Origin of the sequence: Leucobacter sp. USHLN153 (genome assembly GCF_037145615.1) — a bacterium.
Taxonomy (GTDB): Bacteria; Actinomycetota; Actinomycetes; order Actinomycetales; family Microbacteriaceae; genus Leucobacter.
On record NZ_JBBCXE010000004.1, the window covers coordinates 342,022 to 363,256 of the forward strand.

Below are 21,235 nucleotides of genomic sequence, written 5' to 3' on the forward strand. Positions count from 1 at the left end.
ACGGGCATCGGCTCTACTTTTCCGACCGCGATCCTCGTGCGCGCAAGGGTGCGGTGAGCCTCCAGGAGAGTGAACTCTCATGCTCGGACAGCTGCCGCTTCAGAGACTCGATCTGACGCTTGGACTCTGTGAGCATGCGACTCTGCCGTTCGATGCGCTGACGTTGGGAGGACAGACGCGTCTGCTGCCGCTCGATCTTCTCGGACATCCGGCTGGCCTTCGATCTGGTGTGATCGAGCTTTATCTGCAGTGCAAGCAATTGCAATTGATGCGAATCCAAGGCCGAGACCCGAGACGCGCACAGTTTACCGAACTCTTCAGGTGAGAGATGCGAGAACGGCTTGCTGTCGGGTGTCGGCGGAGCGCCAAGGTTGAGCGCGAACACCGCGAGCCCGAGATCATGGTTCGAGAGAGTCGGGGCAAGATGAAGCGCGTCGAACTGCTTTTCATCCAAATGCCGATGGTATTCGCGTGAAAACACTTCTCGAAGGATCTCGTTCTCAAAGATCTGAGCAGCAGCATCGGAAAAGACGAGGGAGTCCTGCTCTACAAATGCAGAGTAGACGTCTACTTCTTCGGGTAGAAGAACTGGACGCATTTTCCTCATTGGCACGGTGGCGCATTGAGCGCGGAGCTGCTTCATGAGATTGCTACTCCATGTGCTGATACGCGACGACTTGTTGTCGTATAGCACCGCGAAATCGGAGCTCTTCGCTGTGCTGTGCCGTGCCGCATACGCAAGGAAGCCTTCGGTCTCGAGCGTCTTCGCGAGCGCCCCCATCCAAAAACCCTCCGAGTGACGCGCCTCCGTGAACTGAGTTACGGAAATGCCGGAAGCTTCATCGCGGAAGAAGAAGTCCACCGCACGTCGCGTTGAGCCTCCGTCCTCATGCGGGCAGAATCGCTTCTGCGCCCGCTTGTACGGTTCTCCTTGCAACGGGTTCTGTGAAAAATCTCGGCTTGGCCACGCTTGACGCAAGTGCTCGACCTCCGCGGCGACTCGTGCGACCAGCTGTTCGCGGTCGAACGCTTGAGATCCCGGAAGTTCGTCGGTGGACAGATAGAGCCCCTGGGTTCGGGCGAAGTCGTCAAGGTCGTGCAGATAGTGGACCACCGGGCGCCCGGTCGGCAAGAAGTCGAAGAAGACGCTCGAGTAGTCGGTGATGAGAATATCTACGACCGGGAGCAGCTCGCTGGTGGAGAGGCTGAGCGGCGGAATGAGCACGCGGCGAGAGCTCCCGCCGACGGCACTGTCCGCAACGAGAGCTTCGGTCTTGTGATGCCCACGATAGAGAAGTTCAATGTCCAGTATGGAAAGCGCGTCGAGATCGGCAATACGACGCTGACTGATGGTCGAGACATCTTCGTCCCATTGCCAGGTCGGGGCGCATAGAACGACGGGGCGCCGCTCGGGAGAATGCCCTTCAGCCTCTAGACCAACGGCGAGGCGAACCCGGTCTCTCTGCTCAGGGCTGGAGTCCAAGACGACGTCGATGCGTGGATACCCGGTCTCGGCGCACCGCGCATGCGAGACACCCTTCAACGAGTACGCTGAGGCAATCGCATCGGTGAAGTACTTGCACGGCGAGATGACATGTGTGGACTTTATGAAGGTACTGGTGGCTCCTGCTGGGCCGCCGAGCTTTGTCCGAGCGAGGTTGCGACCAATCTTCTTAAAGGGAATGCCATGCCAAGTATTCAAAACGCTTTGCTGGGGCCGTCGTCGAAAGAAACTGGGAAGTGCGCCGTTGGTGATGACTCGACCAGCGCACGCTAGGAAGTACGCGTAGCTCTCAGTGCCGCGTTGCACGATGATCACGTCTTCTTGGCCGAGAAACCTCTTCGGCACCGGTGCATTGGAGCTCGCAGACCATACATGCGTAAGTCGTCCGTACTCAGGTCGAGAGCGTAGGTAATCGAACATCGCGAGCGGGCTATCGCTTATCCGCTGACCCGACATGGTTTCGTAGAACACGACGTCGTCGTTCACGGCCTCTGACGAACTAAATCGAATGTACTGGAGGGCTTCGTTTGCTGCGTCGGAGGCCTTCGCGAAATTATGCGAATTGTCGAGGCGCAACAGCGTCGGATCGGCGGGAAGCGCCGACTTCTTTCGACGGTGAGAAGCGGCGTCTGTTGGCACGGTCACCCAATCTCGTTCGGCAATTCAAGTACTCAGCTCGGCTGAATTACTTTGGAGTACGCGGCAGGTGTTGAGCTATGTGGTTCGGTAACATGCAGTGGTCGAATCGGTAGCAAGAGCGAGTCGTCGGTACCCGCCGTGTGCGCTACTTTCGATTCAGCTTACTCGGATGGATCGTTGAGCGGTGCGCATCGTGAGTACTTCGAGTTACGGCTGGTCGAATGTGCAGCGCAGTCTTCTCACCGTGCCGGACGCAAGTATTGCTTGAGATGGCGACCGCGACTGGTATCGCGGGTGGATGTGCACGCTCCCGCTCGAGCGAAGAACATCCGTGAGCGTGACCTGCTAAGGGGAAGAAATCACCGAACGACGCGGCGCTTTGATTTTTCGCTCTCCTCGGAAGATGGATCCGGTGTACTTTGCGAATTTGATGGCAGGTGCATCAATGAAGCGCTCGAAAAGGTACGCGACGAGCCAGAAAACCGGAACACAAATGAGTGCCGCTACTCCAACAGCCCAGCCATAGTCGAGTGTCTCGTGCAGCCAGAGGACGACCGCCGAGGCGACGGTGTAGATGACGAAGACGTGCGTCAAATACAACGAGAAGGTCAAGTGTCCGAGACGGACCATGAAGCCGAGACGGAGGAACCGGCCGACCCAGCTGCTGAGTAAGACCACGAGCATGAGCAGTGCTGCACTCACCGTAAGGTAGAGGACACGTTCCGGTATTCCGAAGGTAGAGAGATCCAGATATCGGTATACGGTCTCATCCGGGTTCGTCCGAGGGTACATGGCAAAGATCAATGCGAGCGCGAACACGGGGATCGTGACATACCACCGCTTCAACTGCTCGAACCAGCCCAGGTTGTACGCGTCTGCGATCGCCGTACCGACAAGGAATGCGAGGTACCAGGTATCGACGAATGCGAGAGTGAGTGCGATGTAGCAAATCCATCTATATGATGACTTGGCGAACAGCATAAGGAACCCGAACACGATGAAGGAACCGACGAACTCCACATGCATCGTCCAAAGGGGATGATTGATTACGTGACTCTCCGCTTTGTAATCGACGAAGATGTCGTACATCCCAGCCTTCAACACTTCGAAGAAGCTCGGATTGTCTTTCCACTTATTGGAGAGTTCGTTGGAATTTGCGAGTTGGCCCGCGGCATTCGTTAGATCGTGCGCTCCAAACTGGATGATTATCCACGCCAGGATAACTGAAGCGAGCGCCGGGATCATCAATCGGAAGTACCGACCCGTTGCTAGTTTGATGACGATGCTCTCGTTTCTGGTCTTGAAGAAACCAATCGAGAGAACAAAACCGCTGAGCACGAAAAATATCGCCACTCCGAGGCCGCCAGAGAAGATCAGCGTGAACGGTGTTCCGTAGACGTGCTCTTCGTAACGGGTGTGCGCGAGGGTCATGTCCCCGCGCCGCATCGCCGGGAAGAACAAAGCCACGAAGTGGTAGACCACCACCATCGCTGCAGCGACTCCTCGAAGACCCTCGAGTTCCATGTATCGTTGCGATGGCTCCGTCATCTCACCCTCTTGACGCTGGTAGCGACGAGGCCACTCTCGTTCCGCGTTGTTCTTGCAGTTGGTTCACGGCTCCGCTGTTCACCCGCTTACCCACATAAGAGGCGCCCTACAGCGCGAAAGCACCCTGGCGTGCCGAGAGCGCTGCCATGGTTCGTGACACGCCAAGCTCGAGCCCGAATACAGGCTTCCAGCCCAGCGCCTCCAACTTGTCCGACGTCAGTGAAGAATTCGTCATTAAGTTGTGGAGTTCAGAGGACGATTCAGGGATGTCGTACACGAGATTCACTCCGCCCGACCGCGCAATAGCCTCCGCGATATCGCTCATCGTGCATATCGAGTTCGGGTTCGAGATGTTGTAGGCGTTCGAGGACTCGCCGACGAGGAGGACAGCGAGGATTGCCGACGCGCAGTCCAGCGAATGGCAGTAGGAGCGGAGCTGCTGTCCCTTACTCCTCAGGACGACATCGTCTCCGCGTGCCGCGACGCGTGTGAACTCGGCCGAAGCCCGGTTGTCAGCGTCGCGGATCGAAGGCCCGTAGATGTGGCCCGGCCGAACGATGACCGAGTCAATCGCGTACTCCATGCCGTATGCGACGCAAAGTGACTCGCCCGCCCGTTTCGATGACGGATAGCTCGCCCGTTCGTTCAGGATGTCGAGGTACCCGTAGTCGTCTTCGCCGTACGGTTCCATGTCTGATTTCTGGCCGTACACCTCACTCGAGGAAATATAGAGTACGCGTCGCACGTTTCTGTCGCGCGCAAGCTCGAACATGGTCGAGAGCCCGAGGATATTTGCCAGCATCGTCTCGACCGGCCGTTCGGCGTACAAAGCGGGGCTCGCATTACTCGCGCCGTGTATCACAAAGTCGACGTCCTTCTCGAGGTCGACAGCGGCCCGAGCCGTTGCGTCGTAAGGGACGAAGACGAGCCCATCGGATTCGTCGAAGCTCCGGAATCGTCGCGCGGCTTCCTCGCGGTTGCGACCCGCGACGTACACGGTGATACCAGCCGAGTGCTCCCGGTTCATGAACAAGAGCACATCAACAACGGCAGAACATATCATTCCCGTCGCGCCGGTGACCAGAACACGGGCCCCGCGCAACTGCTCCACCTGAGGGATCTGACCGGCTACGATGCCGAGATCTTCCCAATAGGGCTCATTCAGCGACACTGGATCAACTACGTGCGGCGCGCTCATCGAGGATCGCCTCAAAAATATACAGATCATCCATCGTGGTGATTTTGAGGTTCTGTTCCGATCCTGCCGAAAAATGAACAGTTTCACCGAGCTGGTGCATCAAGACGCAAGAAGCAGCCGTGTCGGCGATTCCCCGTTCCTTTCCTTCCTCGTGCGCCCACAGGAGCTTGCCGAGGGTATAGGTGTGAGGCGTCTGGGTGCGGAAGAGCTGCTCGCGGGGAATGGACTCCTGCGAAGATACGCCACCGTCGTCGCTTCGGAACACTGCCTCGACGCACGGGATGGCGGCCACAGCGCTACCGTTCTCCTTGAAGCCCGCCACGCTTTCAGAGATGATCTCCGACGAGACGAGGCATCGGTTGCCGTCGTGAATCATCACGACGTCCTCCGCGGTGGCGCCGCCCTCCTGAATCTTTGCGAGGCCGTTGAAGATGGATTCCTGCCCGGTCGCACCACCCGGGACGATCGCCTGCAGCTTCGTTATCCCGTACTGCTTCGCGTACGCGGACACGACGTCGATCCAAGACGGAAGCGTCACGATGACGATCGCGTCGATCAACGGATGGTTTTGAAACGCCTCCAGGGTATAGACAATGAGAGGCTTATTCTTCACATGAATGAACTGCTTCGGGATGTCCTGGTTCATACGGGAGCCGGTGCCCGCCGCGGTCAGTAGTGCTGTAATCATCGAGATGCTCCCGGGAGTCCTGCATGAGTTCGGTGTGATGCGTTCACGATCAACTCTAGATAGTCGTCGACGCTTTCTTGCGCCTTGGCTTTCATCGTTCCGAGCTTCTCGGGGTCGATTCCTTCACGGACAGCGCGTTCCATCGCATCAACGATGAACCCGGGCTCGAAGTCCTTCTGCTGAATCGCGCGCTCCGGATAGCCGACACTGGACATCAAGTGCTCGACCTTGTCATTCCAAGAGAGGATGACCGAAGGCACTCCCATAGTGAAGGCGGCGATCGAGGAGTGCATCCGACAAGTGATGATGGCTTTATAGTGATTGATCGTGTCGACAAGCACCTCATCGTCAACGGGTCGCTCCACGAGATATGAATCGTCCAGCTTCAGACGCTTCAATACGCGCTGCCCGAGTTTGATATCGCCCGGTAAGCCGTTGGTGAAGAATTCGAACTCATAGCCTCGTGCGCGCAGTGTCTTCGCGATGCCCGCGAAAAGCGTCGTCCACTCCTTGCCGCCGAACTCGACGCCGTATCCCTGCAATGAGTTTCCGCGGATAAGACCGATGCCGATTTTCTTGCGCTCGACGGAGGTATCGATGCCGTACGCCTCCTTCATCCAGAAGGCCGAGTCCGCCAGTAGCTTGACCTGGTGCTGTGGACCAGCGCAGGCCTGCACGGCCTCGATGTTGTCCCGGGCGGAAACGTATTCGACAGCCGTCGATCGGATGGCACGCTTGAGAATTCTGCTGCCGAAGTCGCGCTCATCGAACGCACCTGCCCTGCCGATGGCGTTGTAGACCACTTTGAGCCCGTGGCGCTCAGCGTACTGACTGATCAGCAGCAGCGACCAGTGATACTCGTTGTAGCTGTACTCGAGTAGACCTGCCCCATCGATCACGATGTAGTCGACGCCTTCCAACTTCATGTCGAAGTATGAGGCGAGACGACGACGATAGTTGCGACCGAACTTCCAGATCAAGTGACGCGCGCGGCTGATGGCGTTCTGCGCAGCACGGCTCTTCGCCTGGCGCCCGCGACGTTGCAGGGAAAGGAACAGCCGTTCGGTCAGTAACCCCTTCTCGCTGTATCCAAAGTAATTGCGAAGGCGACGCTCACGCGGATCGTCGAGCTCGACGATGGTGTCGTTGCGACCGAGTAGATCGACCTCCACATATTCGATGTCGATGTCGGGTTGCCTCGCGTGCATTCGGTCTACGATGAGATGCTCGAGGCTGCGGGCGATGAACATTTCCCCGAGGTTCTCGCTCTTCACGAGCCCGCACATGGCGATCTTCATAGCACTCGACCTCTCCGTGACCTTGCCGCGTTAGACATTCTCATCGTGCATTTCTTCGTCATCCGCAACTTCGGGCATCACGACCGTGTCCGTGGGATCGATGACGGCCTGGCTCGGCTTCTCTCCTTCGGCGTAAGCGACGAAGGGGATGAGATCGTGACGTGACAACCGCTTATGCGGGGGGAGCCACTCCATGTATTTCGGCCCGTAGAGCTGACGGAGGTACGTGTCGTAACCGGCGGGACACGAAAGGAGGTGCCCCTCGAATTCCAGCCTCACGACGGGTGTGTACTCGGCTTTGGATACGCGCTCTTCTGTGGTGTGCACGTTCGTCATCATGACGCCGACATAGTCCGCGCGGTCATACTTGATCGACGTTGCGTGATCGATGACGTTGCGGAAGAGCGTCTCGACTCCCTGCGCGCGGAGAATGCGTGTCGCTAACCGATTGCGTAGCCAGCGGTAGGGGTTCTTCCCGCGGTACCGTCGCACACCGCGGGCATGGTTGACACGGTCTTTATGCTGCCGGATTTCAGCGTAATGCCGCTCGTTCTCGCTGTCGGTATCGGGCAGTCCATCGATCGGAAAGATATCGAGGAAGATCGGATATACCTTCTTACCGATCTTGCCCTGCTTGCGCTTCGCCACAAGGATCTTGTCGTTGTAAAGCTTCCAGTGGTACGCGAAGTAACTCGGCGACGTGTTTGGCGGACGCAGCTCGAACTCGCCAATGCGTCCACCGCTCAGCTCCATGAGCTTTTCGCAGTCCGGCCTCGGCATATTAATATCAACGTCATCGTCCCACGGGATGAAGCCTTGATGCCGAACGGCCCCGAGCAGGGTACCGCCGGAGAGATAGTACGTGAGTCCGTGCTTTTCGCAGAAGCGGTCAAATTCGATCAACAACTCCAACAGCTGAGCTTTATGCTCCGCATCTGTTGCAATGTCCTTGAGATCACTGAAATCGTAGGTTCTCATGCTCCGGTGGGTCTCCTTGCTCATGCCTTCTCACGAACTTCCCCATACCGTGAGAGTGCGAGACGAATTTCACCAGCGTTCGTCTCGTGTTCAGAAAGCGGGCCGAGCTCGCATTGGTCAGATAAGACAGTATCCTAACGCAGGTCGTCTCCTGGCTCGTTGTGGCCCGACATGAGCGAGGACCCCACGATATCCGCGAGAGCGACGTCGGCGAACAATGTGTCAGGCGGCTCGACATCCGCGTTGCCGAGGTAGTAACGGGTGGCTTCGCGTCGACGGTCGCGTAACGGGTCCTCGACCAGAAGGCGATCCAACTGCTCGGTCCACTCCGAAGGATCTCTTCCGAACCGGTACCTGCCTTCCGATTCGGTGCTGTCCCGCAACTGCGGATCATCAACGAATACGCCGAGAGGTTTTCCCGAGTAGAGATAGTCCGCGACAACGGCTGAAATGTCGGCGAGCATGGCGTCGCTGCGATTGAAGCAATCGTGCAGCGTCATTTCGGTTTCAGGGACGCTGCCGTAGAGGTGCCCCCGACCATGATCTTCCTGGTCGCGACGTAAAAGTTCGCGGAGGTCAGCGGCCGCCTGGGCCGTCTCATGGTGCCGGTCGGTGAAGGGATGCGGACGGAAGATCACCGTGCAGTTTCGTTCGAGCAGTAGCTCTATGAGGCCGCGCGCGTACAGGAGCGACGTATACGAGGAATCCTTGAAGTCCCCCATCCAGGTCGGAGCGTACAGGACAGTCGGCGTCGACTTCTCGCTGATCGGCGTCAGGTCCTGCTTGATCCCTCGAACCTGCGGCCGCCCCACGATCGCAAACCGCTCAGACGGGATATCGACACCGCTCTGCTTGAAACGATCGATCCCGGCTTGGCCCGCCAGGTAGATGCGATCGAACAGCCGGAAGATACGCGTGGAGCTCGTCGTTTTCTGGCTGTCCCCGTGACTGAGCATGATGTGGGTCAGTCCCTCGAAGCGGAGGATCTGGTTGTTTTGATCTGCGTTATTGACGTAGAGGACTGCTCGCACGGACGGGACCAGCAGTCGCTCGACGTCGGTGTGACGAGGGGCGAGCACTACCGGAGTCGGCCCTGCCGCCATTACGGCGCTTCGGAAGGCCTCTGGATTTCGGACGAGAACAACGAAGGGGATTTGTAGGTCCGCGAGGTGCGGGAGCCACATGTCGAGCTGGTATCTCGACTCCCCGGGCGCGTCCCAATGCATGAGAAATACGGGGCCAGCCGCTTCCATGCGGGCGGGGAGGGAGGAAAAGTCCCGTCGGTCATTGCGGATGCTGAGGATATGCTGCAACCAGGCGAGGCCGAGTACGATTCCCACCGCAAGGCAGAAGAGAAGGCTGTAGGAGCTCGATGCATGCAGCAGTGAGGGGATCAGTAACGACGGAGGCAACAAGTCGCATGCGACAGCGGACGCCTTCTTGAGTCGGGGGAGAGCCGCTGGAGCGTCGGTGCCGTTGAGGTGCGACGACCGAGCAAGGAGCGTTGTCGGAAGCCTCGCAAGCATCTGTTCGGCCGCGAACAAGAGCAGCGCCAAGAGCACCGCGCAATAGAGGAACAGCGGGTCGCTCGGTGCGAACCGAGATGCGAGAAGTAGCGTCGCAACGACCAGGAGAGCTCGAGTCACGAGACCTACTGCCCGTGCTCGCGCCCGACGGTCCGGCAGAGCGAGCAAGATGCACCACAAGTAGCCGACTCCCCAGGTGGCGATTCCGGGGGTGGTGAAACCAGCTTGTGCAAGGATCAACGCGGCGCCCGCGAGCAGCATCACGATCAGTTGCTGCGCAAGGGGAACGGCGCGCTTCATCATCAGCATCAGGAGTTAAGCAGCCGGCTCAGACTGCTGTTCCAAGTGGGTCAGGAATCGATCGACTCCCTCGTCGAGCGGCACTCGAGGATTCCACCCCAGTGCGCGAAGCTTCGCACTGTCGAGGCCGAGGAACTGAATCGGGCTCGTCCCCGCAGATTCGACCCCCTGGTCGAACTGGAGTTGCAAGTGCTTTTCGGCACGCGCGGACACAAAGGTTTCTGCTAAGCCTCGAATCGTTACGAGTCCGGACGCATCAGCCACATTGAAAGCGCCATTGCTTCCCCGAAGCATCGCTGTAAAGAGGCCGGTCACCGCATCGGAAACGTATGTGTACGTTCGCTGCGCGAGTCCGGCACTCTGCAGAACGATGTCACGACCTGCGAGGACATCACCGGCGAAGTCTGCCTGTACTCGCCCGTCGTCTGCACGGAGTCCGGGGCCGTAGACGTGGCCGAAGCGCGCAGCGGTATAGCTGATGCCGTACTGGTGGCTATACACGGCCGCGATCGTCTCGCTCGCCCGCTTGCCTTCGGAGTAACAGGCGCGAGGGCTCAGAATGTCAATCGTCCCGTAGTCGTCTTCGGAGATCATTCCCGAGATGCCCGAGGTGTCGCCGTATATTTCTGCGGATGACATGAGGACGAATGACCGAGAGCCCCAAGAGACCGCCGCATCAAGAAGATTCTGCGTACCCCTCAGATTGGCGTTCAATGTACCAACGGGATCGGTTGCGTGCTTCTTCGGCTGTGCCGCGCTCGCTCCGTGGATGATGTGCGTCATCGCCACTGTCGTCGGAAGCGGCGCGGTCACGTCTTGCTCCCAAACGACGAGAGCCGGGCTCTCGAACAGGTCATCGAAAATCTCGCGTGTGCGCTGAGCGTTTCGCACTAACGCGTAAACCGTGAGATTCAGTCCGAACGTTCGATTTGCCTCGAGGAGAGCGAGCACCGCCACCGACGGAATCATGCCATTCGCGCCGGTGACGAGCACCCGGGCGTCTTGCAGCTCAAACCAGGGAAGATCCTCGGCCACCACGCGTGCAATATCGTCATTCACAACCTGGGTACGCATGCTCATCAGCGTGAGGCCTCCCGCCCGAACAGCGTCTCGTGCTCGGTGAGCGCGAAGAATGCGCGGGCAACGACGAGATCATCGCCGGTCGTGACCTTGATGTTCGTCGTCGGTCCGACAACTCGATAAAGGGATCGGCCAGCTAGACGCATCACAGTGCACGAGTCGATGGTGTCATGTTCCCCAGATGCAGCAGTCTGGTTGTACAGGTCGAGAATCTCGCCGAGGTGGAACGTCTGGGGTGCTCGTGCGGCGTAGAGGTGGTCTCGGGGGATCACGTCGTCGATCTCGTCGGATTCGGAGACCACGATCGTCTCGCTGATCTTCGTGCATGTAATGGCGTTGCCGCGTTCGGACGCGACACGAATGTTCTCGGAGATCAAGTCGTGGTCGACCAATGGACGCACGCCGTCGTGAACGAGCACCAACGTGTCGGGCGGGCAATCAGCTGCGACCGCTTGAAGCGCTCGGTGACGCGATTCCTGCCCCGTGGAACCGCCGTCGACGATCCATCGCACCTTGGAAACTTCGAAACGCTTCACGAGCCTCTCGAGCTCGGCTCGTCCTTGCGGAAGGATCGCGATGGCTATCGCATCGATTTCGGGATGGCTCTCGAACACCTCCAGGGTGTGAACGATAATCGGCTTTCCGTGGATTTCGAGAAATTGCTTGGGCACGGATCCCGCATTCATCCGGGAGCCGATGCCGCCCGCAAAAAGTACCGCGACGTTCATCGGCGGTCCTTCATCGGATGAGGGGAATTCTGGTCCCTGTTCGCGGGGGTCTTGCCGGAGACTGCGCTGCTCGGGGCCTCAGCGGTCTTCAGCGCGCCCGCGTGAGAGAGCTCCTGTTCCGACGGGCGCTCATGCGGGGTGAAGAGCACCTCGCTCGCTGCTGTGCTCGATGCGACACCGTGCTGGAACTGAATACTCCGAGTTCCCCCATCGACGAATGATCCCTGGGCGCGACCGAGCGGGAAGCCCCATGGCCCGGAGGGCCCGCCGTTCTCCAGGTAGCTCTGCAAGAACTTCCCTGAACTGATGAAGCTGATCTTGTCGTGAGACACCGAATACGTCGCAAGGCTTCTCGTGAACCGCTGCGACAATCCGCCGCCGTTTTCAGTGATCTCCACCGCGTTCTCGACCGGCTGACCGAGTTTTCGCTCAGGATTGGCGAAGAGTCGATGAAATTGAGGCGCGACGGAGAACTCCGTGAAGTTTTGAACACGCTTCTTGCGGCGCTTCGGCGGAGTCACATAGGTTGCAGCCTCTTCGATCGGACCGTCGAAGATGACGCGACCCTTCTGCAAGACGATTCCGCGGTCGCACAGCTTCTTTATCGTGCCGATGTTGTGACTGACGATGAACATCGACTTGTTCTGCTCTCGCATTTGCAGCAAGCGCTCATTGCATTTCGCTCGGAACTCTGCGTCTCCGACCGACAGCACTTCGTCAACCAAGAGCACATCCACGTGCGTGTGAATCGCGACAGCGAAACCGAGTCGAGATTTCATGCCAGAGCTGTAGCGCTTTACCTCCGTGTCGAGAAACTCCTCGCTGATGCCTGCGAAATCGACGATGTCAGCGAAGAGCGCTTCAGTCTCTTTCTTCGACATGCCGAGAATTGCAGCGTTCAAAAAGACATTGTCTCTTCCGGTGAGGTCGGGGTGAAAGCCGGCGCCGACTTCAAGGAGCCCACCAACTCTGCCGTGCGTGCGCACCCATCCCGAATCAGGTTGCAACACTCCGGAGATGACCTTCAGGGTCGTCGACTTTCCCGAGCCGTTCTTGCCGAGCAGCGCGACGGATTCTCCAGGAGAAACCTCGAAGCTCACGCCGTCCACCGCCCGGAATTCTCCAACCCCGGGCACCTTCTTCCGGAACAGCGAAAGAAAGGTCTCCTTGAAGGTGTGGTTGTGCTTCAGTTTGAACGTCTTGACTATCTCATGCGCGACGATCACCGGCTTTTCGAGTGTCATAACTGCTTCCGTCTCAGAGATCCTGGGCAAAGCGACCCTCCATCCGGCGGAAAACGAGCTGCCCAACGACGATGGAGATGAGCGCGAGTCCGAGACCAATCAGCACGTAAGTCCAAAGGTGCTCGGGCCGGTGCGGATCGTTCGCAATGGGGTCCCAGAAGACCGTGTGCGAGAGTTCCACCGCGCTCGTGACCGGATTCGACATATATATATGGAAGAGCCATTCCGGCGCGCGCGCCTGAACAGTCGTGAATACGTAGATGACGGGCGACGCCCAGGTCGTGAACATCAGAATCAGATCGACGATGTTGTGTGCGTCTCGGTATGCGACATTCAGGGCGCCGAAGGCCAGTCCCATGCCGAGTCCGAAGACAGAAACTATGACCACCGCAGCGAGCAACGCGACGACCTGCATCCAGGTGATCGTCCATCCCAGGAAGATCGCGACGATCAGAAGCACTGTTGCCTGCGGAAGAAAATGAATGATGGCGCCGCCGGCTGAAGCGAGCGGAAAGAGCTCACGTGGGAGATAGACCTTGCGAACGAGCGCCTTATTGCTCACCACGGCATCGGTGGTGGTGCGGAATACCTCGCTGAACAAGTTGATCATGATGAGACCCGAGAAGAGATAGACCGGGAAGTACTCAACGCCACGGTTCACGCCGAGGAGAATTCCGATCACCACGTAGTACATCAAGAACTGCGCGATGGGGCGTATGTACGACCACGCCCAACCGAGTGCCGAACCGTAGTAACGAGTGGCGACGCCCTTTTTCATGAGCAACGAGAGCACATAGCGATACTGGAACGCGCTGAGCAGGCCGCGACTTCGGCCGGGAGTCGCGTACTCAGGATCAGTCAGAGCGGGGTGTTCGGTCACGTGCCGATCTTACCCGCCTGCTTCTTTTCGAGTCTGAAAGGGTGTTACGGAGTAGCTTGCCCGCGTCTCGTCCAGTACCGCAACGCCGTCTCATGGGGCGGGGAGCAGCCCGCCCGAGTCGCTCTCTCCGCGCTCCGATGCAGAGTTCTCGGCCTCGAGTTCCGTTCCGAGGTCGCCCTCCACGAGTTCGTCGTCGCCCGGGATCTGAACATTCGAGTCAGGCTCGGGGGATTCGGGATTCATAAGATCGTCGGGTGTCGGCCCGTCGTCCGTACCGGACTCGTGACTTGTATCGTCGGGGAGGACGCCTTGCGACTCAGTGTCCGTCGCGTTCGGCGTAGACTGCGTCTTCTTGCTCGAATATGTAAATACGACCGAGCCGTTGTTGATGCTCGCTGTGCCATTGCTGAATGTGGCTGACTGCCCGTTGGTGCCAACCTGCAGCAACAGGCCCCAGGGGCTCTTGTACCAGCCCGACTTCTGATACGCGTCGAAGATGGGACCCGAGTCGAGTCGCACACCGGAATTTGTCGCCTTCGGGATCGAGACGAACCCGTTCTTGTAGCGCTGTAGCGATCCTGCCTCAAGCTGGTGCGAGTTCGAGTCAGGATATCCAAGCTTGGTGAGACGATCGGGCTGGCTCTTCCAGAACTTGGACTGGGCCTTGTCCATGAAGAACGTCCCGTGCGGACCCGACAAAACGTCTGTCTCCTGGAGAGGGAGTTTGCATGCTTCAGGGAGGCTGCAATTGAGGGGGGTCTTCGGCCAACTGTGCTTCGCCGGGCCCCCCTTCTCCATATAGAAGTCGAGAAGCGTGCCCTTATCCACGAACACCGAGGCACCCGTGCTTTTAAGCGTGAATAGTCGGCCCTTCTGCGTCCGCTGGTGCCAGCCCTCGCCCGGCACGGCCACCTGATGGGAGGTGGGAAGACCCAGCTTCGGTTGGCCACCCGCGTTCCGCCAGCGCGCCGCTTCAGCTCGCGTCAACGCTAGCTTTGTGACCGAACCCCGAATCACGGTGCCGTTCTCGAACCGCTGATATGCGGTTGTGCTGCTGAGAACCGTTCCGGTGTCGAGCGGGTACCCGAGCCAGCCGAGGGCGGCACCTTCCGCGTTCCACACGTTCAACGTCTGGTTCGGCACGAACTTCACGGCACGGGCGGCGTTAGCGACAGCCATGCCGCTCTTGAACCTCTGGTACTTGGTCTTCTCTTGCGCGGGATACGTCTGCGCGGCATAGGGCCATCCCCAGGACCCGTCAGGCCCCTTGGCCTTGAGATATGCGGTAAGAATACGGCCGTTCGGCACGAAGACGGCTTTCTTCAATTGGTTCGAATAGGCGATGAGACCCTTCTCGAATCGCTGGCTCACCCCGCCATTATTCCCGGAATGGGAGACCCGAGCTGCGATTGCATTACCGAACGCCTTCACTCCGCCATGAGCGTCGACAAAGCTCTTGATTTCGCCGTTCACAGCGTGAACCTGTGTGGATCCGAACCAGGACTTGTAGAACAGGAAGAAGTTCCGGTTCCCATAGCTGGAACAGTCATCTCCCGTACCCCAACCAGCGTTGAGTGCCGCAGCGTTCGGGCGGTAAGGGGTATAGATATACAGCGCTGCGGTCGCGTAGTTCGCGATATTCACGGTCGAGGTGCCGCAGCCCGTGTTGGGATGCCATTGGATTCGATTGGCCTGAAAGGCCTTGTAGTTGTAGTTACTTGGGTTCGCCTTGTACACCTTTAGTTGCCAGGCAGCGTGATACACCTGGTTGAAGAACCCGTAGTAGCCGGGATCGCAGTTCGCTGACCAGTTGGGGCCGGTGTCCGGGCAGCCGTATCCCATCGCGACGTTGAACTGCCGTGACGTTGGCCAGGTATCAGTGACGAGGCTCTGCTCCTTTTCGAGCATGATCAGGAGCACCTTCTGGCTGATCCCGCATGCGCGCCCGACTTTCGAAATGATCTTCGCGGCCGTCTCCCGCGACGCGCCCGTATAGGACTTGCAGTACGCATTCGCCGGCTTCGTCTTGGTGGTCGATCTGTGACCCAGGAGGCAGGTCTGAGCGATTTGCGTGTTTCCGTACTCCGAGCCGGCAACGCGGCCCGAATCACCGATGGTGCATCGAGGAACCTGCTGCTTCAGGAAGCTATTGATCTGAGTGCTCGTCATCGCGGTACCGTCATAGAAGAGCGAATCGGAAATGATGTTTCCCGCATTGAAGTCGGAAGCGCTCACGGCGGCGGCCTCCTCGACGTGGGGAGCGGCAACGACGGTGAGCGCAACTGCCGCCGCGGCAAAGATCACGAGCACCTTACGAAGGGGCGTCAACCAGCGCTGTCGGGGCATGTCCTTCACAAGAATCCTCATCTTCCGGAGTGCAGTCGGGCCTACCGCCCGTATCAGAGTACCCGGAGGGGTTCGCTCTGCACAGGCGTCACCCCAGCGACAGGGCAACCGGGCGAAGTTCGCCCTGCGCGCGCCACCACGAGACAGCGCTGCCCAGTGAGCCCAGGTTCTCCGGGAGCCAATCGCTCCCGACGAAGAGCTCGCCTGCCTCGTAGTGCTTCAGCAGCACGTCGGAGAGCGCGGCATCGTGTCCTGCGCGCTCCAAACCCACCGCGTTCACGCCGGTCAGGCGGGGCGGAGTGCCGAATACCTTTGCGAATGGCGGCACGTCACGGGTGACCGGGGTGCCCATGCCGATCATCGCTCCCGGCGCGATCACGCGCCGCTGATGCACGACGGCGTTCATGCCGATATTCACGCGCTCCCCGATGACGCAGTGACCGCCGACCGAAACTCCGGCCGACACCGTCGAATCTTCGCCGAGCAGCACGTCATGGGCGAGGTAGGCGCGGGTCAGCACCCAGCTTCTCGCCCCGACGGTGGTCTCGCGATACGAGCCCTGATGCACGACTGCACCCTCACGAATCACGGCGTTCGCGCCGATCCGCACCCCCGCATGCTGCAGATCGCCGTTCCACGCCGCGTTCTGGGGCAGGCTCGACATCTCGGGGGGAGCGCCGATTTGTGCGCCTGGTCCGATCCACACCCCATCTTCAACCGTGCACGGACCGAGCAGAACCGCGCCCGGCCCGATCTTCACGTCACTCCCGAGGGTCACGCCGTCGCCGATATAAGCGGAGGGACTGATGTCTGTCATGGGATCTCAGTGTAGTGCTGCGGGAACGAGGAGCCCGCGTGCGTCAGCAGCCGGAGATCCGGTACAGTACCGCGTCCCCCTCGCTATCAACCTCCGTGAGGATGGGGGAGCGATCGAGGTGGCGCATCTTCTTGAAGGGGATGCCGCGCTCCGCCGGGTCCTCGAACACGTACTCGGTGCCGAAGTCGAGTACGAATCCGACGCCGAGCTCGCTCGAGATCTCACACGCCTTCGCGGAATCGTCGACGAGCGTCTGAACGAGCTCGTACCCCCGCGAATCGTAGATTCCGCCTGAGTGCGGGAAGAGCACCTGCCGGTCGGCAAGCGCGTAGCTGAGAGAACTTCCGTTCAGCGGATTGTTCGCGAGTATCGCGTCAGCGGGCACCTCGTCGTCGAGTCGCTCGATCAACGTCCGTTCGTCTTCGCTCAGCAGCGCGCCCTGTCGACGGTCGTAACTTTCTTCCACGATCTGGAGAAAGCGGTAGCTGCCCGACTGCCCCAACGCAACGAAGACGAGCAGTACGAGTGCCGCGAGCGAGCGGAACGTGCGGCGCGGCGAGCGGGTGAAGGCGCGCGAGACGCGGAGCGTCGTGGGTCGCAGAAAAGCCCATGCGGCTCGTGCGCCGATCACGAGAAGCGGCATTGCGCCGAACGGCACAAGCGCGGCGAGACGTCGCGGATCGTTGTACCAGGGCCCGACGATGAGTGTGCGCCAGCCCGATGTTGGAAAGCCGTCTGCCACAACGTAGATCACTGCGAGCGTCGCTGCGCTTCCGATGAGCCAACGCATCGACCGAAAGCGCCAAGCCACGATCGCGCCGAGGAGCACGATGAGCGACACCGCCCAGGCGTGCCCGGCGATGTGGGGAGTGCCGCCAAGAAGCTGAAGCACGGCATCTCGCGGCCGGAAGAATCCCTGCCACGCATTGTCGGTCGTGCGCCCGCCGAGCCACGCAGCAATCACGGCGATCACGAAAAGTGCGATCCCCACGACGGCGAAGCCGCTGCGCAGGGCGCGAGTATGTTGTGGCTGGGCGAGGAGGCCCGTTGGGCTCGGCACGGGTCTCCCACGGAGGGCGCGGATCGCGACGAAGAGCACCGGCGCAGCGGACCAGACGAGGATCGCGTGGATGACGTTGGGGTGCGCGAGTACTGCACCCCCGAGTGCGCCGATGAAGAGCAGCCACCGCGTGCCGACGCTCAACGGCATCGCTCGACGCGACGGGCCCAGATTCATGAGTTGCAGCCCTGCGACGAGCACGAACGGCATCAGCGTGAGCGCGAGGATGTTCGGGTAGATCACGCCGTAGCCGGCGAGAAAGAGCGGGAAGTTCGGGAACGCGGCGGCCGCCGCGCCGGAGATGAGCGTGACTGCAACATTCGGCCCCGCGACCGCGCGGCCGAATGCAACGGCCCCGATGGGCCAGACGACGCATGAGACGACGAACAGCACCGTGTTCGTCGCGATCGGAATGCCGACGCCGGTGAGCTGCACGACCAGCGCGACGAACGCGTGCCAGAGCGTCGGGTAGAACACGGGCGTGCCCGGCGACGTGAGATCCATCGTGAGCGGCGAGGCGGATCCGCCGTCGAGGATGTAGCGCACCGCGTTGAGGTGGAAGTTCGCGTCGAAGGTCTGCGAGATCGCTCCGGGCTGCTTCATCGACGCGACGAGCGAGATGGCGATGACGAGCCCGCCGATCGCGGCGGCCGCAAGCGAAACCCACAGGTCTCGACGCTGCGGGCGACGAGCGGGTGCGGCTTCGGTCGAGCGGTGCACCGGGGCTGCGCCGATCCACCGCCTGAGCAGGAAGAGCACAGCCGCAAGTACGATCGCGAGCGCGAATGGCGGCAGCAGAGACCAGCCGATGCCCACGAAGGGGGCCGCGATACTCGCGAGCGCCATCACCGCGAATGCAGCCGGGACCGCGACCACGGCGAGCGCGAACCCGCGCAGGCGGAGTGCGATCGCCGCTGGCACGCCGAGCACCGCGATGATCGCGAGCGCCGCGACGACGGGGAGGCCGAAGGCGATCCAGGCGGTCACGCGCTCGGCGTCCCGTCCGCGTCAGATCGGGGAGCCTGATTGTGGCTCTCGCGATCCCTCGCCGCCTGCTCCTCGTGAATGCGCGCCTCCATGAGGGCCACGGCCCGGGCCAACTCAGTCACTCGAGCGTCACTGCGGGCCTTCGCCCGAACCACCGCGACCGCGAACACGAGCATTGCGACGATGAAGAGGTAGAGCAAGAGGTCGGTGCCGCGGCCGATGCCGAAGAAATTCGCGACGGACGTGAGGAGCCCGGGGAAGACGATCGCGACCACGGCGGCCAGCACGAAGATGATCGCGAAGATGCGCTTCAGCGCGAGGGAGCGTTCACCCGGCAGGAAGCGCACCGCGATCGAGGCCGCGGCGATCACCACCGCGACGAGGAGGACCTGGAAGAGAGTCATGGGCGCCTAACGAATGATGAGGTCCACGAGGATGTTCACGGAGTTGAGGAGGGACTGACCCTTGGCCTTCGAGTAGTCGGTGTAGATGACTTCCACCGGGAACTCGGCGTAGGGGAGACCGGTGCGGCTGAGCTGAGCGACGATCTCGGTGCCGTGGGCCATGCGATCTTGTCGAAGTCGCACGCGAGCGGCAGCATCGGCGCGGATCACGCGGAGGCCGTTGTGCGCATCCGTCAAGCGCGTGCGCGTCGTAAGGTTCGTCACCCACACGGCCGTCTTCAGCACGATCTTCTTGAGGAGGCCGGGGTTGGTTCGGTCGTCGAGGAATCGCGAGCCGAAGACGATCGCGAAATTCTCGTCGCGGGCGAGTTGCAGCATCGCCGATGCGTCGATCACACGGTGCTGGCCATCGGCGTCGAACGTCACGATGTACTGCGCGCCGCGCTCCAGGGCGTAGTTGAATCCGGTCTGCAGCGCCGCGCCCTGGCCGAGGTTGATCGGGTGCGTGACGACACTCGCACCCGCCTCGATGGCGACCGCGCTCGATCCATCGTGAGATCCATCGTCGATGCAGACGACGTTCGGGAACACGGGTAGCAGCTCGGAGATGACACCCCCGATGACCGTCGCTTCGTTGAAGAGGGGGATGACGACCCACGTATCGGTGTTGGATGTCGCTCCGGAGAGCGCGGGGGCGGGCGTCATGCGTCCATTCTGACAGACGGCCACCCTGCGAATCCCGGACTGGAGCGCGCGGCGCGGAAGGCGACCGTATCAGGCGGATGCCGGCGTCAGCGTCCGTGGGGGAGGGTGCCGGTATCCTTGCACGTGACGATCCGCATGTCCGTGCGTGAAAGGTGTTTCCATATGTCTGAGTTCATTCCCGCCGCTAGGCCGCTCATTGGTGACGAGGAGCGCGAGGCGGTCGATCGAGTGCTGCGCTCGGGCATGATCGCGCAGGGCCCCGAGGTCGCGACCTTCGAGCAGGAGTTCGGAGCGCACTTCGCTGAAGGGCGCCCGACGGTGGCCGTGAACTCGGGCACGAGCGGGCAGCACCTGGGTCTCCTCGCTGCTGGCGTCGGTGCGGGCGACGAGGTCATCGTGCCCTCGTTCACGTTCGCAGCCACGGGCAACTCGGTCGCGCTCACGGGTGCGACGCCGGTGTTCGCGGACATCGATCCTGACACGTTCACCCTCGACCCCGAGTCGGTGCGGGCCGCGATCACGCCCCGCACGAAGGGCATCATGCCCGTGCACCTGTACGGGCACCCGTTCCTCGTCGATCAGATCGAGGCGATCGCTCGCGAGCACGGTCTCGCGATCTTCGAGGACGCGGCGCAGGCGCACGGTGCGTCTTGGAAGGGCCGGCCGGTCGGCACGATCGGCGACTTCGCGATGTTCAGCCTGTACCCGACGAAGAACATGACCTCGGGTGAGGGCGGCATGGTGACGTGCGCGACCGAGGAACTCGCTCGCGGGGTGCGCTTGCTGCGCAACCAGGGTATGGAGACGCAGTACGCCAATGAGGTCATCGGCTTCAACGCGCGCATGACCGACGTGCACGCTGCGATCGGTCGGGTGCAGCTCACCAAGGTCGACGCGTGGACCGAGCAGCGGCAGGCGAACGCGGCCGCGCTGAACACGGGTCTTGCGGGCCTCGAGGGTGTGAAGACGCCCGTGGTCGTGGACGGTGCGGTGCACGTGTACCACCAGTACACGATCCGCGTCGATGCCGACGAGCGCGACCGTCTGCGCGACGCATTGAAGGATGAGCATCAGGTCGGCTCGGGTGTGTACTACCCGATCCCGAACCATCGCCTGCCCTCGCTCGCGCGCTTCGCCCCGGATCTGCATCTGCCCGAGACCGAGCGCGCCGCGACCGAGGTGCTCTCGCTGCCGGTGCACCCGTCGCTGTCCGAGGGAGACCTCGAGCGGATCATCGCCGGCGTCACCGCCGTGCTCCGGGCCGGAGCGTAGGCCGCGAGCACCCGCGCTCGCGGGTCAGTCGAC

At 60.8% G+C, this 21,235-nt stretch carries 17 protein-coding genes; 1 reads left to right on the forward strand and 16 read right to left on the reverse strand.

Features of this window, described 5'->3' with window-relative positions:
- Positions 1-13: 13 nt before the first annotated feature.
- From WFH00_RS09475 to WFH00_RS09550, 16 genes are all read right to left on the reverse strand, one after another.
- A complete protein-coding gene (locus WFH00_RS09475; RefSeq protein ID WP_336660583.1) occupies positions 14-2,149 on the reverse strand; it encodes a CDP-glycerol glycerophosphotransferase family protein in 2,136 nt (711 codons plus the stop codon).
- 339 nt (positions 2,150-2,488) lie between these two features.
- Positions 2,489-3,667 carry an acyltransferase family protein gene (locus WFH00_RS09480; RefSeq protein WP_336660584.1) on the reverse strand — a complete coding sequence of 393 codons (1,179 nt, stop codon included), beginning with the start codon at positions 3,665-3,667 and terminating at the stop codon, positions 2,489-2,491.
- Between the two features lie 130 nt (positions 3,668-3,797).
- Positions 3,798-4,889, reverse strand: a complete 1,092-nt coding sequence (locus WFH00_RS09485; RefSeq protein WP_336660585.1) for an NAD-dependent epimerase/dehydratase family protein — start codon at positions 4,887-4,889, stop codon at positions 3,798-3,800.
- Positions 4,867-5,577, reverse strand: a complete 711-nt coding sequence (locus WFH00_RS09490; protein ID WP_336660586.1) for an IspD/TarI family cytidylyltransferase — start codon at positions 5,575-5,577, stop codon at positions 4,867-4,869. The genes WFH00_RS09485 and WFH00_RS09490 overlap by 23 nt, the downstream gene beginning before the upstream one ends.
- Complete coding sequence (locus WFH00_RS09495) at positions 5,574-6,875, reverse strand: polysaccharide pyruvyl transferase family protein (protein ID WP_336660587.1); 1,302 nt, start codon at positions 6,873-6,875, stop codon at positions 5,574-5,576. The genes WFH00_RS09490 and WFH00_RS09495 overlap by 4 nt, the downstream gene beginning before the upstream one ends.
- A gap of 30 nt (positions 6,876-6,905) precedes the next feature.
- Positions 6,906-7,877, reverse strand: coding sequence for a LicD family protein (locus WFH00_RS09500; protein WP_336660588.1), 972 nt, complete (start codon positions 7,875-7,877; stop codon positions 6,906-6,908).
- A 110-nt stretch (positions 7,878-7,987) separates the two neighbouring features.
- Positions 7,988-9,688, reverse strand: coding sequence for a CDP-glycerol glycerophosphotransferase family protein (locus WFH00_RS09505; protein ID WP_336660589.1), 1,701 nt, complete (start codon positions 9,686-9,688; stop codon positions 7,988-7,990).
- 6 nt (positions 9,689-9,694) lie between these two features.
- On the reverse strand, positions 9,695-10,753 hold the full coding sequence (locus tag WFH00_RS09510) for an NAD-dependent epimerase/dehydratase family protein (protein WP_336660590.1): 1,059 nt from the start codon (positions 10,751-10,753) through the stop codon (positions 9,695-9,697).
- A 5-nt stretch (positions 10,754-10,758) separates the two neighbouring features.
- Positions 10,759-11,487, reverse strand: a complete 729-nt coding sequence (locus WFH00_RS09515) for an IspD/TarI family cytidylyltransferase (RefSeq protein ID WP_336660591.1) — start codon at positions 11,485-11,487, stop codon at positions 10,759-10,761.
- Entirely contained in the window at positions 11,484-12,731 is a 1,248-nt protein-coding gene (locus WFH00_RS09520) for an ABC transporter ATP-binding protein (RefSeq protein WP_336660592.1), read from the reverse strand. Before WFH00_RS09520 ends, WFH00_RS09515 begins: the two co-directional genes overlap by 4 nt.
- Positions 12,732-12,744: 13 nt before the next feature.
- On the reverse strand, positions 12,745-13,611 hold the full coding sequence (locus WFH00_RS09525; protein WP_336660593.1) for an ABC transporter permease: 867 nt from the start codon (positions 13,609-13,611) through the stop codon (positions 12,745-12,747).
- Positions 13,612-13,701: 90 nt separating this feature from the next.
- A complete protein-coding gene (locus tag WFH00_RS09530; protein ID WP_336660594.1) occupies positions 13,702-15,978 on the reverse strand; it encodes an LGFP repeat-containing protein in 2,277 nt (758 codons plus the stop codon).
- A 67-nt stretch (positions 15,979-16,045) separates the two neighbouring features.
- Positions 16,046-16,774 carry a DapH/DapD/GlmU-related protein gene (locus tag WFH00_RS09535; RefSeq protein ID WP_336660595.1) on the reverse strand — a complete coding sequence of 243 codons (729 nt, stop codon included), beginning with the start codon at positions 16,772-16,774 and terminating at the stop codon, positions 16,046-16,048.
- Positions 16,775-16,817: 43 nt separating this feature from the next.
- Complete coding sequence (locus tag WFH00_RS09540; RefSeq protein ID WP_336660596.1) at positions 16,818-18,821, reverse strand: DUF6541 family protein; 2,004 nt, start codon at positions 18,819-18,821, stop codon at positions 16,818-16,820.
- Positions 18,818-19,225, reverse strand: coding sequence for a DUF2304 domain-containing protein (locus tag WFH00_RS09545; protein WP_336660597.1), 408 nt, complete (start codon positions 19,223-19,225; stop codon positions 18,818-18,820). Before WFH00_RS09545 ends, WFH00_RS09540 begins: the two co-directional genes overlap by 4 nt.
- A gap of 6 nt (positions 19,226-19,231) precedes the next feature.
- Entirely contained in the window at positions 19,232-19,930 is a 699-nt protein-coding gene (locus WFH00_RS09550) for a glycosyltransferase family 2 protein (RefSeq protein WP_336660598.1), read from the reverse strand.
- Positions 19,931-20,092: 162 nt separating this feature from the next.
- Between WFH00_RS09550 and WFH00_RS09555 the strand changes: the two genes are divergently transcribed.
- Entirely contained in the window at positions 20,093-21,202 is a 1,110-nt protein-coding gene (locus WFH00_RS09555) for a DegT/DnrJ/EryC1/StrS family aminotransferase (RefSeq protein WP_336660599.1), read from the forward strand.
- Positions 21,203-21,235 lie beyond the last annotated feature (33 nt).

What these genes read in the sequence shown, in the direction of transcription:
- WFH00_RS09545 (WP_336660597.1), bottom strand. Translation starts at nt 19,225, where the DNA reads ATGACTCTCTTCCAGGTCCTCCTCGTCGCGGTGGTGATCGCCGCGGCC.
- WFH00_RS09505 (WP_336660589.1), bottom strand. Translation starts at nt 9,688, where the DNA reads ATGCTGATGATGAAGCGCGCCGTTCCCCTTGCGCAGCAACTGATCGTG.
- WFH00_RS09550 (WP_336660598.1), bottom strand. Translation starts at nt 19,930, where the DNA reads ATGACGCCCGCCCCCGCGCTCTCCGGAGCGACATCCAACACCGATACG.
- WFH00_RS09500 (WP_336660588.1), bottom strand. Translation starts at nt 7,877, where the DNA reads ATGAGCAAGGAGACCCACCGGAGCATGAGAACCTACGATTTCAGTGAT.
- WFH00_RS09490 (WP_336660586.1), bottom strand. Translation starts at nt 5,577, where the DNA reads ATGATTACAGCACTACTGACCGCGGCGGGCACCGGCTCCCGTATGAAC.
- WFH00_RS09515 (WP_336660591.1), bottom strand. Translation starts at nt 11,487, where the DNA reads ATGAACGTCGCGGTACTTTTTGCGGGCGGCATCGGCTCCCGGATGAAT.
- WFH00_RS09530 (WP_336660594.1), bottom strand. Translation starts at nt 15,978, where the DNA reads ATGAGGATTCTTGTGAAGGACATGCCCCGACAGCGCTGGTTGACGCCC.
- WFH00_RS09510 (WP_336660590.1), bottom strand. Translation starts at nt 10,753, where the DNA reads ATGCGTACCCAGGTTGTGAATGACGATATTGCACGCGTGGTGGCCGAG.
- WFH00_RS09535 (WP_336660595.1), bottom strand. Translation starts at nt 16,774, where the DNA reads ATGACAGACATCAGTCCCTCCGCTTATATCGGCGACGGCGTGACCCTC.
- WFH00_RS09520 (WP_336660592.1), bottom strand. Translation starts at nt 12,731, where the DNA reads ATGACACTCGAAAAGCCGGTGATCGTCGCGCATGAGATAGTCAAGACG.
- WFH00_RS09480 (WP_336660584.1), bottom strand. Translation starts at nt 3,667, where the DNA reads ATGGAACTCGAGGGTCTTCGAGGAGTCGCTGCAGCGATGGTGGTGGTC.
- WFH00_RS09555 (WP_336660599.1), top strand. Translation starts at nt 20,093, where the DNA reads ATGTCTGAGTTCATTCCCGCCGCTAGGCCGCTCATTGGTGACGAGGAG.
- WFH00_RS09485 (WP_336660585.1), bottom strand. Translation starts at nt 4,889, where the DNA reads ATGAGCGCGCCGCACGTAGTTGATCCAGTGTCGCTGAATGAGCCCTAT.
- WFH00_RS09495 (WP_336660587.1), bottom strand. Translation starts at nt 6,875, where the DNA reads ATGAAGATCGCCATGTGCGGGCTCGTGAAGAGCGAGAACCTCGGGGAA.